This window comes from Clostridium sp. Marseille-P2415, from assembly GCF_900155545.1.
Classification (GTDB): Bacteria; Bacillota; Clostridia; order Lachnospirales; family Lachnospiraceae; genus Lacrimispora.
On sequence record NZ_LT732526.1, the window covers coordinates 1,019,765 to 1,034,119 of the forward strand.

13 protein-coding genes are annotated in these 14,355 nt (G+C 43.6%); 1 reads left to right on the plus strand and 12 read right to left on the minus strand.

The annotated features are described in order from the left end of the window. Nucleotides 1-45: 45 nt before the first annotated feature. The 3 genes from rpmA to rplU are packed head-to-tail and all read right to left on the minus strand — an operon-like array spanning nt 46 to nt 989. The gene (gene rpmA, locus BQ9856_RS09730; protein WP_077610855.1) at nt 46-336 is read right to left on the minus strand and encodes a 50S ribosomal protein L27; all 291 of its coding nucleotides are present in this window, start codon (nt 334-336) and stop codon (nt 46-48) included. Between the two features lie 3 nt (nt 337-339). Continuing rightward, nucleotides 340-678, minus strand: coding sequence for a ribosomal-processing cysteine protease Prp (locus BQ9856_RS09735; RefSeq protein ID WP_077610856.1), 339 nt, complete (start codon nt 676-678; stop codon nt 340-342). A 2-nt stretch (nt 679-680) separates the two neighbouring features. Then, nucleotides 681-989: a 50S ribosomal protein L21 gene (gene rplU / locus BQ9856_RS09740; RefSeq protein WP_077610857.1), complete on the minus strand. Its 309-nt coding sequence runs from the start codon at nt 987-989 to the stop codon at nt 681-683. 228 nt (nt 990-1,217) lie between these two features. Here rplU and BQ9856_RS09745 point away from each other — a divergent pair, with 228 nt between their 5' ends. Next, nucleotides 1,218-2,405, plus strand: coding sequence for an MFS transporter (locus tag BQ9856_RS09745; RefSeq protein ID WP_077610858.1), 1,188 nt, complete (start codon nt 1,218-1,220; stop codon nt 2,403-2,405). Here the strand turns inward: BQ9856_RS09745 and BQ9856_RS09750 are convergent. The 9 genes from BQ9856_RS09750 to BQ9856_RS09790 form a co-directional block, all read right to left on the minus strand. Further along, entirely contained in the window at nt 2,402-3,844 is a 1,443-nt protein-coding gene (locus tag BQ9856_RS09750) for a TrkH family potassium uptake protein (RefSeq protein ID WP_077610859.1), read from the minus strand. The genes BQ9856_RS09745 and BQ9856_RS09750 overlap by 4 nt on opposite strands. A 17-nt stretch (nt 3,845-3,861) precedes the next feature. Continuing rightward, a complete protein-coding gene (gene trkA, locus BQ9856_RS09755; RefSeq protein ID WP_077610860.1) occupies nt 3,862-5,217 on the minus strand; it encodes a Trk system potassium transporter TrkA in 1,356 nt (451 codons plus the stop codon). Further along, nucleotides 5,214-6,416: an Rne/Rng family ribonuclease gene (locus tag BQ9856_RS09760; protein WP_077610861.1), complete on the minus strand. Its 1,203-nt coding sequence runs from the start codon at nt 6,414-6,416 to the stop codon at nt 5,214-5,216. The genes trkA and BQ9856_RS09760 overlap by 4 nt, the downstream gene beginning before the upstream one ends. Further along, entirely contained in the window at nt 6,409-7,119 is a 711-nt protein-coding gene (locus BQ9856_RS09765) for a TIGR03936 family radical SAM-associated protein (protein WP_077610862.1), read from the minus strand. Before BQ9856_RS09765 ends, BQ9856_RS09760 begins: the two co-directional genes overlap by 8 nt. Then, nucleotides 7,103-8,968 carry a TIGR03960 family B12-binding radical SAM protein gene (locus tag BQ9856_RS09770; RefSeq protein WP_077610863.1) on the minus strand — a complete coding sequence of 622 codons (1,866 nt, stop codon included), beginning with the start codon at nt 8,966-8,968 and terminating at the stop codon, nt 7,103-7,105. Before BQ9856_RS09770 ends, BQ9856_RS09765 begins: the two co-directional genes overlap by 17 nt. A gap of 518 nt (nt 8,969-9,486) precedes the next feature. After that, nucleotides 9,487-10,785, minus strand: coding sequence for a group II intron reverse transcriptase/maturase (ltrA, locus tag BQ9856_RS09775; protein ID WP_077609315.1), 1,299 nt, complete (start codon nt 10,783-10,785; stop codon nt 9,487-9,489). 470 nt (nt 10,786-11,255) lie between these two features. Then, complete coding sequence (locus tag BQ9856_RS09780; protein ID WP_077610864.1) at nt 11,256-12,056, minus strand: reverse transcriptase domain-containing protein; 801 nt, start codon at nt 12,054-12,056, stop codon at nt 11,256-11,258. Nucleotides 12,057-12,555: 499 nt separating this feature from the next. Then, entirely contained in the window at nt 12,556-13,410 is an 855-nt protein-coding gene (locus BQ9856_RS09785) for a carbohydrate ABC transporter permease (protein WP_077610865.1), read from the minus strand. 11 nt (nt 13,411-13,421) lie between these two features. Beyond that, nucleotides 13,422-14,309, minus strand: coding sequence for a carbohydrate ABC transporter permease (locus BQ9856_RS09790; protein ID WP_077610866.1), 888 nt, complete (start codon nt 14,307-14,309; stop codon nt 13,422-13,424). Nucleotides 14,310-14,355 lie beyond the last annotated feature (46 nt).

Sequence of the window (14,355 nt, forward strand, 5' to 3'; positions counted from 1 at the left end):
ATCGTAAAAAACGGCTCCATACGTTGAGGTATGAAGCCGGTCCAATTATTCGTTGATTACTTTTGGATAAACAGAAACCTGCTTTTTGTCTCTGCCTTTTCTCTCAAATTTTACAACGCCATCCACTAAAGCGAATAATGTATCATCACCGCCGCGGCCTACGTTGATGCCTGGATGAATATGAGTTCCACGCTGTCTGTAAAGAATATTGCCAGCTAATACGAACTGACCATCAGCTCTCTTGGCACCTAATCTCTTAGACTCGGAATCTCTGCCGTTCTTAGTAGAACCAACACCCTTTTTATGAGCGAAAAATTGAAGGTTCATCTTTAACATTGCTTACACCTCCTTAAATCGAATTTTAATATATGGCTCTCCATATTCTTCCTCAATATTCTGTAATCCGAATATATAAGAGTTCATAAGGAGCTGTGATTCTGAAGTCATATCTGAAGTGAACCGGAACTGAAAAGCACCTGTCTTTTCTTCCTCTTCCACTTCAAAGGAATCGTCTGTAAATTGTTCCACACTGTTGGACATATTGAATGTAAGCGCCGATACTGCAGCACAGACAAGTTCCTGTCCTTCCTGAGGATCATCCGCCAAGCCTGCATGTCCCAGCATCCGGATTCCGGTATAATGATGTTCCGAATCTACAAATACGGTTACTCTTATCATAATTAAGCATTGATCTTTTCGATCTTAACCTGAGTATAAGCCTGTCTGTGACCATTTTTCTTATGGTATCCAGATTTTCTCTTATACTTGTAAACAATAACCTTCTTAGCTCTGCCTTCCTTAACAACTGTACCTGTTACGGTAGCACCTGCTACGGTTGGACAGCCAACTGCTAATTCACCATTGTTTACAACAAGTACCTGGTCAAATGTGACAGCCTCGCCAGCGTCAACACCAAGCTTTTCCACTTTAATGATATCGCCTTCCGCTACTTTGTACTGCTTACCACCTGTTGCAATAATCGCGTACATATGGCACCTCCTATTATCATTACTCGCCAACTATGGTGCTCCGTAAAAACGGAAACTTATAGACCTCATTGTGCGGCATACTGTATTAATATAGCATTCCTTAACTGTTATGTCAATATTTTTGTCTAAAATAATCTGCTTTTTGTGTTTATACCCAAGCTTTCGCTTGTTTTTCTTACTGCCGCTTAGTATAATAGAGAACGCGTGATAAAACAAGGGGGTATACCAATGAAAACAGATAAACGCAATCACATTTTTGTCCGCTGCTGCTACGGATATGCAGTCAGTGGAATGGCCGTTCTGGTCATCGGAGCCATATTGCCGTCTATCATTGAGGAAGCCGGCATCAGTTTCCTGGCTGCAGGCGGTCTTCTTTCCGTTATGGCCGTGGGGAATCTTTCCGCCAGTTTCTTCTTTCCAATGATAGTTCCTCTCATGGGAAGAAAAAAAGCGATTTTTATGATTACACTTTTTGCACCTGTCTGCCTGCTGATACTAAGCTTTTTGCCTGCCCTTCCGGTCATGTATGGCGTCATGCTGGTCTATGGCCTGGTCCGGGGCTGTATTACGATTTTAAATAATGCTGCCGTAAATGACATTTATGAAGACGGAGCCGCCGGGAAACTGAACATACTCCATTGCAGCTTTGCGATTGGTGCATTTCTTGCGCCGTTTATGACAGCTGTGCTAATGAAACTCGGATTCGGCTGGAGAGTGATCCTTTATCTCATTCTTTTCCTGACAGCTACCTCTGCGGTTTCCTACGGGACTATGGATTATACCCTGCTCAATGAAAAGTCAAAGAATATCAGAGCAAATAAAAAAATCAATGGCTCTTCCGGTATCCGCGGTTTTCTCAAATCTTTTCCGTTTTACTGCATTGCTTTTATCCTGTTTTTTTACCTGGGAGTTGAGAACTGTATCAATGGATGGTTTGTGACCTATCTTCAGAATACGGGCGTCATGAGCCCGGCATACGCAACAACACTGGTATCTTTTACCTGGCTGGTAATTATGGCAGGGCGCCTGCTTTGCGCTGCACTGTCAAAAAAGCTGGAACGGAGCACCATTATTTTAATAAACGCCTTAGGAAGTGCGGCCTGTTTTTTTCTGCTGATCACTACAAAAAGCCTTCCGCTGGTAACCGCTGCTCTTTTGGGATTCGGTTTTTTCCTGTCAGGGATATATCCAACCTGCATTGCCAACGCCGGTCCATTAATCCAGGGCTCTACCCTTGGAATGTCTCTGATAACTGCCATATCTGCCATGGGCGGAATCATTACGCCTCAGCTGGTTGGCGGTGCGGCTGACCACATCGGAATCGTGGCAGCAGTCAGCATTTTGATTATTAACGTGGTATTTGTGATTATCCTGGCGGCAATTAACTTCAGAAACTGGCATAGATCGCTGCGTTAATTATTTTTCCACGTAGATGGTGCGAAAAGCAATAACATTGGAAATACTTCCAGACGCCCTGCCAGCATGTCGAACATCATGACATATTTGGATAAAGGCGAAAAATGGGAGAAGTTCCGGGCTGGGCCGGCTTCCGCGAGTCCCGGCCCTATATTATTAAATGTAGCTGCAACGGCAGTGAAATTTGTGGTGAAATCAAAGTTATCCAGGCTGACGATCAGAACTGAACTTATAAAAATCACAATGTATGCACCAAGAAACGTATTGATGGACCGGAGTACAGTGTGTTCCACCGGTTTTCCTTCCAGCTTCAGAACCTTTACACTTCTCGGATGAATCAATGATTCCAGTTCTTTTTTTACGGCCTTAATAAGGATTACAACTCGTGATACCTTTAAACCGCCTCCTGTACTTCCTGCGCATGCACCGATAAACATGAGAAGCACCAGGATCCATTTTGAAAATTCCGGCCACAAGTCAAAGTCCACGGTAGAATAGCCGGTTGTAGTAATAATAGAAGCCACCTGGAATGCCGCATGGTGGAAGGCAGAAAACAGGCTGTCAAAGCCACCGCGGATATTTACAGTGATAAGCAGGATGGCTGCACCAATGATTCCAATATAGGCTCTGGCCTCCTCATTCCGCAACGCCTCTTTGGGATGGCGGGTCAGGAACAGGTAATAAACATTAAAATTCACGCCAAACAAAATCATGAAAACTGTAACGATGCCCTGCAGATAATAACTGTTATAAAAAGCCATGCTGTTATTCTTAATGCCAAATCCGCCGGTACCGGCCGTACCGAAGCTGATTGCCAGAGAATCAAACAGGGACATCCCTCCTGTTAGAAGAAGGATAATTTCCAGCACCGTCATGAACAGGTAAATTCCATAAAGTATCTTGGCGGTCGTCCGCACCCTGGGAACCAGCTTGCCTACAGAAGGTCCCGGGCTCTCCGCCTTCATGATGTACATATTATAACCGCCGGCAAGGGGAAGGATGGACAGGATAAATACCAGAACCCCCATACCACCGATCCAGTGAGTAAAGCTTCTCCACATCAGCATACATTTCGAAAGGGATTCCACATCGGTTAATATGCTGGCTCCGGTCGTTGTAAAGCCGGAAATAACCTCAAACATGGCATCTTCAAATCTGGGAATCTCCCCGCTTAAATAAAAGGGCAATGCCCCGAAAAAGCTTAAGATGATCCAGCTTAAGGATACGGAAACAAAGCCTTCCTTGGCAAAGAAAACCATGTTCTCCGGTTTTTTATGTGTACAAAGAAAACCGATCGCCCCGCAGGCGGCCAGAACAGCCAGAAACCAGAAGCCGCTGGTTTCCTTATAAATCAAAGCAACGATACATGGAAGCAGCATAAAGGCGGCCTCAATGTTTAAAATCCATCCCAATAGATAGACTATAACTTTTTTATTCATAACCTTTTCGCCTTTTCCTACCTTAATATATCCTTTAAGTCATTGAGTCCGGTCACTGTGGTAACAACGATTACCCGGTCTCCCTCTTCCAGAGTGTCTTTTCCGCGCGGACTGATAAAACGTCCCTTGCGGATGATGTAGGCCACAAGAAGGTTATTTTTAAGTTCCAGCTTTTCCAGCGGGATTCCGACAATACAGGGCTCATTTACCACACGGAATTCCAGTGCCTCCGCCCGGTCTGCCACGATCTTATAAAGAGTTTCTACATTGCTTCCCATAGAATTCTGCATGGCGCGGACGTATTGAAGGATGGTTTCGGCCGTAATCAGCTTCGGATAAATCATACTGCCTAAGTTCATGGAATTTATAATATTTTCAAAAGCAATCCGGTTTACCTTTGTGATCAGCTTTGCCCTGGACTGGCTGGCTGCATAAAGGGAAAGCATGATATTTTCCTCATCAAAGCCTGTTAAAGAAGCAAAAGCATCTGTCTGGCCGATTCCCTCCTGGAGCAGCAGTTCCTGGTTGGAAGCATCCCCATGGATCACCATGGCTCTGGGCAGCAGCTCGCTCAGTTCATTGCAGCGCTCCATATTCTGCTCAAGGATCTTTACCTTTATCTTGCTGTTTTCCAGAAGCCTTGCCACGTAGTATGTAATTTTACCGCCCCCCACCAGCATGGCTGTTTTTACTGTATTGTTATCAATTCCCACATGTTTAAAGAATTCGTTGGATTCCAAAGGGGATGCAATAAAGGAAATCTTATCTCCTGCCATCATAACGGAATCTCCGCCCGGAATGATAACTTCATTTCCGTGTTCAATGGCACAGATCAGGACATTGCAGTTTAGCTTTGTCAGGACTTCGCGCACCATCATATTATGGAGGACGGAATGATCCGGTACAATGAACTTCAAAATCTCGATCCTTCCCTTTGCAAAGGTATCGATTTTAATTGCGGAAGGGAAACGCAGTAATCTTGATATTTCCATAGCAGCGGCCATTTCCGGGTTTATGGCCATGGAAAGCCCAAGTTCTTCCCTGATATAACTGATTTCAGAATTATACTCCGGATTTCGGATTCTTGCAATGGTATGGCAGTTTCCGGCTTTTTTCGCGATCAGGCAGCAAAGCATATTAAGCTCATCTGAGTTGGTCGTAGCAATCAGGAGGTCTGTCTCCTGAATTCCCGCTTCTGTCTGCACCTTATAAACGGCTCCATTTCCAACTACGCCCATTACGTCAATTCTCTCTGTAATGGAATTTATGACACCTGCGTTCTTATCAATGAGCATAATATCATGGTGTTCGTTGTTTAACTGTTCTGCCAGGGTTGTTCCCACTTTCCCACAACCCACTATAATGATTTTCATGGTGAAACCTTCTCCTTCATCTGCGATGCCTGTTCATAAAGGGGCTTTCGTATTTTTTTTCTGGTGACTTCCACCAGATTCAATTTTGTAATTTCAACAACAGTTGTTTTGACCGGATCTCCGGAGAGGATTTCTTCCAGCCGTTCCACCAGAATCCGCCTGTCTTCTTCTGTTTCCATATCAATAAAATCTATAATAATGATGCCGGATAAATTCCTGAGCCGTAACTGATGTCCGATCTCCCCGGCAGCCTCCAGGTTTACTTTCATAATGGTATCACGAAGCGCCTTTTTTCCGGAATATTTTCCAGTATTCACATCAATGACAGCCAGGGCTTCCGTAGGCTCAATAACCAGATACCCTCCCGATTTCAGCCAGACCCGTTTGCCCAAAGCCTCTTCCATGGTTTTTTCGATCCGGTAAAGCTTTCCCAGGGGAAGCAGTTCATCTTCATACCATGTAAGAAGCTCTGAGTCTTCCGGCTGGTACCGGGTTAAATACGCTCTTATGGCTTCGTAGATATCCGGCTCATCGGTTATCACAGCCTCTAAGGAAGATTTAAGACTGTCCCTTAAACCGGTTAAGTAGGAGGGCGCGGAACTGTAAAGAAGGCTGTAACACGTTCTGTGCTTCGCACTGTCCAGAATCTTTTTAAGCGAGTCCTTTAACAGCTCAAGCTCAAGCTCAAGTTCTTCCATGGTCCCATTGGGGGCATTGGTTCGGACAATCATGCCGAAGCCGTCTTCCTTTACCGACTCCAGATAGGACTTCATCTCACGTTTCCAGTCCTGGTCCGTAATTTTAGAGGAAAAACCGATCTGTTTTTTTCCGGTGGTCAGTACGAAATATCGGCCCGTAATGTTTAAGTTACCGGTCAGGACCGGAGCTTTTGTCTTTACGGCCTCCCTCTCCACCTGAACCACGATTTCGTCTCCCTGGCGAAGTTTTCCGTCATAGGGCCGGTCATCAGCATAATGGATGCCGGCATCATTAAGACTTAAATATCCCGTCTGCCCATTGCCTATATCTACAAAAGCTGCGTTGATATTTTTAACGATATTGCTTACTTTTCCTATATAAATATTACCTAAAACGGAATGGTTCTGCTCCGGTTCAATATCGATCTGAACCGTTTCTTTTCCCGACTGAAGCAGGGTAATGACCGAACCGTTCCATCTTGTTATGATCAGCTTATTCAATGGATTCTCCTATAAGCCCCAAAGGCACAAGAATTTTATTCTCCTCATCTCCGGCATTGCCGTAGACCTCTTCTCTCTGGATATGGAAAGCAAATTCCGGACAGGTCTGGCCTTTCCACTGGTAATAGGTTTCCATCATCAGTTCCGGCTTTAAATTATCCGCGCTTCCGGCAGATACCTTCATAAAAATAGTCCCGTCATTTGCTGAAAGCTCATAAATAGAAGCTTTTATATCTACCTCTTTTTCGCCTTTTTTCGTTTTTTTGGTTATTAAGATATGGTCCTGGCCTGCAAATTCAGAAAGGCCCTTAAGAAATTCTTCCATATCATCCGGCTGTTTTCCTTCCCGGAAGGTCAGGGTATAGTCTGCAGCCGCAACCAAAGACATGGCATTTTTGGCCCGGTCATCAAGCATATGGCATTCAATGATCCGGATTCCGTCCACCATTACCTCATTTAACTGATCCGTCATGGTCTTACAATCCGTTATGGACTTCACTTCAATGTCCATATATTCTCCATTGCTTGTAAGTCCCACACCCAGCGGTGCTGCAAAGGACATGATCTGATGAGGACTGAAGCCTTCGCTGTATTTGATATCAATATCAGCCCTTCTCATGGCCTTCTGGAAATAACGCATCACATCCAGATGGCCGATGAATTTGACCGGGCCATGTTTGGAAAATTTAATTCTTACCTTCATAGCAGACCCCTCCTTTGAAACTCATGGCCCCACAGCCAGTACACTGCTGACGGCAATTTGGAGTAACTTTTTCGCTGATGGCGTTCTGCCACTCTCTCTTTAAAAATTCCTTTGAAACGCCTGCATCGATAAAATCCCAGGGGAATACTTCCTCTAAGTCTCTTTCTCTGGTCGTATAGAAATCCGCATCAAGGCCGCAGGTTTCAAAAGCCTTCATCCAGATATCATTTTTAAAATGTTCGGACCAGGAATCGTAAATGGCACCGTTTTTATAAGCTTCTTCAATCAGAGCCGATGTTCTTCTGTCTCCGCGGGCCAGAACACCTTCCAGAACCGTTAAATCGGCTTCGTGATAATTATATTTTAAGCTCTTCTGATTCAGCATCTTCCGGAACTTATCCTTAACAATATAGGCTCTCTCCAAAAACTCTTCCTTTGTACACATCCTGGCCCACTGGAATGGGGTAAAGGGCTTTGGAACAAAGAAGGAGGAGCTTGCTACCACCTGAACCTTTCCGTTTCTCTGGTCCTTTGGAATCTCATAGTAGACTTCTGCCACTTTTTCCGACAGCTCTGCGATCCCTTCCATATCCTCCACCGTCTCGGTGGGCAGGCCCAGCATGAAGTAAAGCTTGACCCGGTTCCAGCCGCCGTGAAAGGCTTCCATGGCTCCTTTTAAGATAATTTCTTCCGTCAGGCCTTTGTTAATAACATCACGAAGCCTTTGGGAACCTGCCTCCGGTGCAAAGGTCAAGCTGCTTTTCCGGATATCCTGGACTTTGCTCATGACATCAAGGGAAAAAGCATCAATTCGAAGGGAAGGAAGGGAAATGTTGACACCCTTATCCTTAAATTCATCGATGAGGAAATTTACGATTCCCTCCAAACGGCTGTAATCGCTGGAGCTTAAGGAACTTAAGGAAATTTCCTCATGCCCGGTGCTTTTTAACAGCTTGCTGGCATATTCCTTTAAATATTCCAGGCTGTGTTCTCTTAAAGGACGGTAAACGTTCCCGGCCTGGCAGAACCGGCAGCCGCGGATGCAGCCTCTCATGATCTCCAGCACTACCCGGTCCTGGGTCACTTTGATAAACGGGACCACTGGCTTTTCAATGTAATAAGCATCATCCATGCTGACAACCAGCTGCTTTGTTATTTTTTCCTTTGCATGAGGATTGTTGGGCTTCATGCTCCCGATGGTGCCATCTTCTTTATAGTCCACATCGTAAAAGGCCGGAATATAGATTCCATCGATTTCCGCCGCCATCTCAAGGAAATCCATGCGGCTTCCGCCGTTTTTCTTGTTCTCCTTGTAACGGTCCATCAGTTCAAAATAAACGGTTTCCCCTTCTCCGATATAGAACATATCAAAGAACCGGGCCAGCGGCTCAGGATTGTAGGCACACGGACCGCCGCCGATTATGATCGGGTCGGATTCTGTCCGGTCAGCCGCATGAAGCGGTATCTGGCCCAGATCAAGGACCTGCAAAATATTAGTATAGCACATTTCATACTGAAGCGTGATTCCAATAAAATCAAATTCCTTAATGGGATCCTGTGACTCCAGAGCGAAAAGCGGAATGTGCTGTTCCCTCATGATTTGATCTAAGTCCGTCCATGGGGAGAAGATACGCTCGCAGTAAATGTCATCTCTGCGGTTAAACATATCGTATAGAATCTGCATACCCAGATGGGACATTCCGATTTCATAAACGTCCGGGAAGCACATGGCAAAGCGGATGTCCACAGCAGACGGATCTTTGACTGCCATGTTTACTTCATTTCCGATATACCGGGCCGGTTTCTCAATTCTTAACAAAATTTCATCTGATAAAGCTAATTTTCTCATATTAAATCCTTTTTACGATGTGCGGTCTGCACATTTTTTAATAGGTACATTGTTTTGGGCGATTCCGATAAAAGAAGGAAATACAATCTTTATTTTCTGATTTTTAGAAATTGCAATAACTATATTTTTCCCATGGTAAATATCGTCTAACAACATATTGCATAATTATAAGATACTTTTTGGGATTAAGCAACACTATTTGGCAAAATAGGCGCAATATAGGAATCAGGTATGAAACAGAAAAAGAGACTGAACACTGCTGATTTTAATCAGCCGGCGCGGCAGCCCCTCTTTCCTGTCAATTCTCCTTTGTCATTTACAATCATGAAAGCACGTTTATCCAACCCTGCTAACTGTTCTGCTTTTTTACGCGTTTCTTCCCGTCTTGCTTTCTTTCTCCTCCTACAAATTCAGGGTTTGTTTAGTAAAATCGCACCTCACAATGCGAAGTCCTTTCCAGAACCGTACGTGCGGCTTTCCCGCATACGGCTCTTCATAATAACATTTACAGATTCCCGCTACGCATAGAGATTGTAGTACCTCTTGGGATATGCCAGCGGATAATAATCCAGCATCTGCTTAAATTCCTCCCAATTGTAGCTTTTCTTCTGACTCCTTCGATTCATCCAGCGGTATAACAGGCGCGTTGTGTAATAGTGATACTTCATCAGCGATGGTATGTTATACGTCACACCGTAGTATCTGTAGTGTCCAACCAGCTTACGATTAAGGATCAGCATTATCTCTTTTAATGGCTTTGTTCGATTGTTCTTCAGCCACTGCTTCATCTCCTTCAGTTTTGTCCGCATTCGTTTCCCGTTGGTTTTCGGTATCACACAGAACTTTCCCTCCTGGTTTTCTCCGCAATAGAATGTAAATCCCAAGAAATCAAAGGTCTCGGGTTTTCCCTCCCCTTTTCGCTTTCTTCTTTCTTTCGCATATCTCCCGAATTCTACAAGTCTGCTTTTACTCGTCTCTAGTTCCAACCCATATTTACACAGCCGTATCTGCATCTCTTCGTAGTATCGTTTGGCTTCCCCCTTATGTTCAAAGCCTGCCAGGTAATCATCTGCATACACTACCAGAAAACTCATTCCCGTTCCGCGTTTCTCAAAGTATGCTTTGTACCACAACACCAGCACATGGTGCATGTAGATATTTGCCAATATCGGACTGATGATATTTCCTTGGGCGGATCCCCATTCATTCGTCTGATACCTCCCTTCTTCCAGCACTCCTGCTTTCAGATACTTCTTTATCAGCCAGAGTATGTTCGGGTCTTTGATGTAGTATTCAACGAACTTCATTGTCCATTCGTGACTCATATGGTCGAAGAAACCTTTGATATCTGCATCTACAACATAGTTGATACGCTTTCGCACGATACTGATACACATTTCTTTGATTGCCATATGACAGTCGCGTTTCGGCCGGAATCCGTACATGTTCTCCTGAAACTTTGGTTCATATACCGCTTCCAATATCTTCTTTAGTCCTAATTGCACAATTTTATCTTCATAGACTGCAATACCCAGTGGACGCTTCTTTCCATTTGCTTTCGGTATATACACCCGCAGGGTCGGTTTCGGCTTATATGCCTTGTTCCTAAGTCTTTTCACCAGATTTCTGATGTTTTCTCTTAAGTTTTGGCTGTATTCCTCTTTTGTTATTCCATCGACTCCTGTTGCTTTCTTTCCGTCTAATTCTTTATGGCATTGAAGCAATAGTTCCTCATTCAGCAAGTGATACAGTGATGTAAATACCGGTCGGCTTTCATGAGCCGATTTGTCTGCTATTCTTTCTAATTTCGTTTGCATTTATCCTCCCGCCCCTGAGTGCGGTAAATGTGCCCTCAGAAAGAGTGTTATTATGCACTCCCCTTCCCTCCGCCATCATTACTGGCTTCTTTGGTACTATGAGAGTGTCCGACTGCCTGTGACTCCTTTGATTTCCTCCTTGTCATCGTTGTACGTCATACCTGCATGCAGCAGTTATCTGCTTTGCAGGAAATCACAGGCTCTCTCCAGTTGACTGATTAGTCATTGTAAAACATGATTGGCCCTTGGACTCCGTCAAAGCCATAACAAACTCGCTTAACGCTTGTTATGATGTTGCCTTCCGCATGGATAAACTGCGTCGGCCTTTAAGACTTTGTAAAATTTCGAAGCTCGATAGCATTGCAACCCTGTTTCCTGACTGTCTACGCTTAGCCTTGCCTGTTACCAGACAACACCCAAGACTCGCTAACGGTGGCTCGCTACGCCTTGCCGTATGGGATTTCCACCCACTAAACCAATCGCCCTTTTCTGGACGCGCNTTCAAAGCCTGCCAGGTAATCATCTGCATACACTACCAGAAAACTCATTCCCGTTCCGCGTTTCTCAAAGTATGCTTTGTACCACAACACCAGCACATGGTGCATGTAGATATTTGCCAATATCGGACTGATGATATTTCCTTGGGCGGATCCCCATTCATTCGTCTGATACCTCCCTTCTTCCAGCACTCCTGCTTTCAGATACTTCTTTATCAGCCAGAGTATGTTCGGGTCTTTGATGTAGTATTCAACGAACTTCATTGTCCATTCGTGACTCATATGGTCGAAGAAACCTTTGATATCTGCATCTACAACATAGTTGATACGCTTTCGCACGATACTGATACACATTTCTTTGATTGCCATATGACAGTCGCGTTTCGGCCGGAATCCGTACATGTTCTCCTGAAACTTTGGTTCATATACCGCTTCCAATATCTTCTTTAGTCCTAATTGCACAATTTTATCTTCATAGACTGCAATACCCAGTGGACGCTTCTTTCCATTTGCTTTCGGTATATACACCCGCAGGGTCGGTTTCGGCTTATATGCCTTGTTCCTAAGTCTTTTCACCAGATTTCTGATGTTTTCTCTTAAGTTTTGGCTGTATTCCTCTTTTGTTATTCCATCGACTCCTGTTGCTTTCTTTCCGTCTAATTCTTTATGGCATTGAAGCAATAGTTCCTCATTCAGCAAGTGATACAGTGATGTAAATACCGGTCGGCTTTCATGAGCCGATTTGTCTGCTATTCTTTCTAATTTCGTTTGCATTTATCCTCCCGCCCCTGAGTGCGGTAAATGTGCCCTCAGAAAGAGTGTTATTATGCACTCCCCTTCCCTCCGCCATCATTACTGGCTTCTTTGGTACTATGAGAGTGTCCGACTGCCTGTGACTCCTTTGATTTCCTCCTTGTCATCGTTGTACGTCATACCTGCATGCAGCAGTTATCTGCTTTGCAGGAAATCACAGGCTCTCTCCAGTTGACTGATTAGTCATTGTAAAACATGATTGGCCCTTGGACTCCGTCAAAGCCATAACAAACTCGCTTAACGCTTGTTATGATGTTGCCTTCCGCATGGATAAACTGCGTCGGCCTTTAAGACTTTGTAAAATTTCGAAGCTCGATAGCATTGCAACCCTGTTTCCTGACTGTCTACGCTTAGCCTTGCCTGTTACCAGACAACACCCAAGACTCGCTAACGGTGGCTCGCTACGCCTTGCCGTATGGGATTTCCACCCACTAAACCAATCGCCCTTTTCTGGACGCGCTCATCCCTTCACAGCCCCGGTTGTCAATCCATCTACAATCTGGTTGCTGAAAATACTGTACACTGCTATGGTAGGTGCAATTGCTATGATTATGGCCGCAAACATCTGCACATAATTTGTCGCATAAGGACCAACAAAATAGGTCAGAGTAACCGGTAATGTCTTTTTCATTGAATCTGAAATAAATACCATTGCTAAAAGAAGTTCATTCCAGTTACCTACAAAAGTCATAATGCCTGCCACGAACATTCCAACTCTGGATAGAGGTAAAGCTATTTTTGCAAAACAACCATAAATAGAACAACCATCGATACAGGCGGCTTCAAACATTTCATTTGGCATACTCTTAAAAAATCCTGCCAGCAAAAAGATTGTCATCGGAAGCGAAAATGTGATGTAAGGAATGACCAGACCGATCAAATGATTGGTTAGCTGCCATTTTGAAAAACGTACGAAAAGAGGAATCAATACACAATGGACCGGCACCATCATCCCGATCAGGAAATATTGCATGGCAAACGGTAAGAACCTCCATCTCATCCTGGCAATAGCAAAGGCCGCCATGGAACCGATCAATAAACTGATAACCAGCGCACTTCCACAGACAATCATGGAATTCAAGGTCGCTAGCCCCAGTTTTCCATTTGTCCACGCAAATATATAGTTTCCAAGCTGCAGTATTTTGGGGATCGAAAACGGTGATGTTAATACTTCCCGGTTTGTTTTTAACGAAACACTGAGCATCCAAAGCAATGGGAACAGATATATAAAAGCCAGAATGGTAAGCGCGATATAGAGGAATATACTGACAGCGGTTATGGGTTTTCTTTGTCTTTCCATTTTATTTGTTTTCATCACTCCACCTCCTAAGTCTCATAAGTTTCTGCTTTTATGAATTTATTAATAAGAAGCGTTACAATTAAGCATAAAATGAGCAATATAATAGAGATTGCACTGGCATATCCATACTTATAGTACTTAAATCCCTGCGTATATAAGTGTGATGCCAATACTTCTGTTATATGGTTCGGACCGCCCTGTGTCATATTGTAAATCAAGTCAAAGAATTTTAAAGAACCAATGCAATTTAACGAAAGCGTAGTAACTAACATTGGCTTGATCAAGGGCATGGTAATATAACGGAAAGACTGTGCTTTTGATGCTCCGTCAATATAGGAAGCTTCAGAGATATCTTTTGATATACCGCTGATCTGTGCCATATAAAGCATCATTGTCTGTCCGACATATTGCCAAAGTGCTACAAATCCAATTACCCACATGGGCAGGGAAATAAAACCGCCGGTAGAAAACAGCCAGTTCGGCCCTTTTATTCCGAAATAGCTTAGAAGCTGGTTAATTCCTATTTTGGGATTGAATAAAAATGCCCATAACAGACCCAGCGCAGCTGAGGATAATACACAAGGAAGATAATAAATATTTTTGAATAAATTTCTGCCTATTTTTATGTTTGTTAATAAAACTGCAAGCAACAGTCCAAGGAACTGCTGTGTTATTGCAGAAAAAAGCATGAAGAATATGGAGTTTTTCAGAGCAATCTTCATCGTATTATCATTTATAAATAAATTTATGTAATTTTTAAACCCGACAAATTCTGGTTTCGTAAGTCCTGAGTAGTCACATAATGAATAATAGATAACCTGAATAATCGGAATAAATAAAATCAGTGTAAACAAAAGGAATGCCGGTGCAATAAAAATCACAGCCGCTTTTTTATCTTCCAATAGCTTATTCATATTGTCCTCCTTGCAGATAATGGAAAGCATGTTTTTTCATAACGAA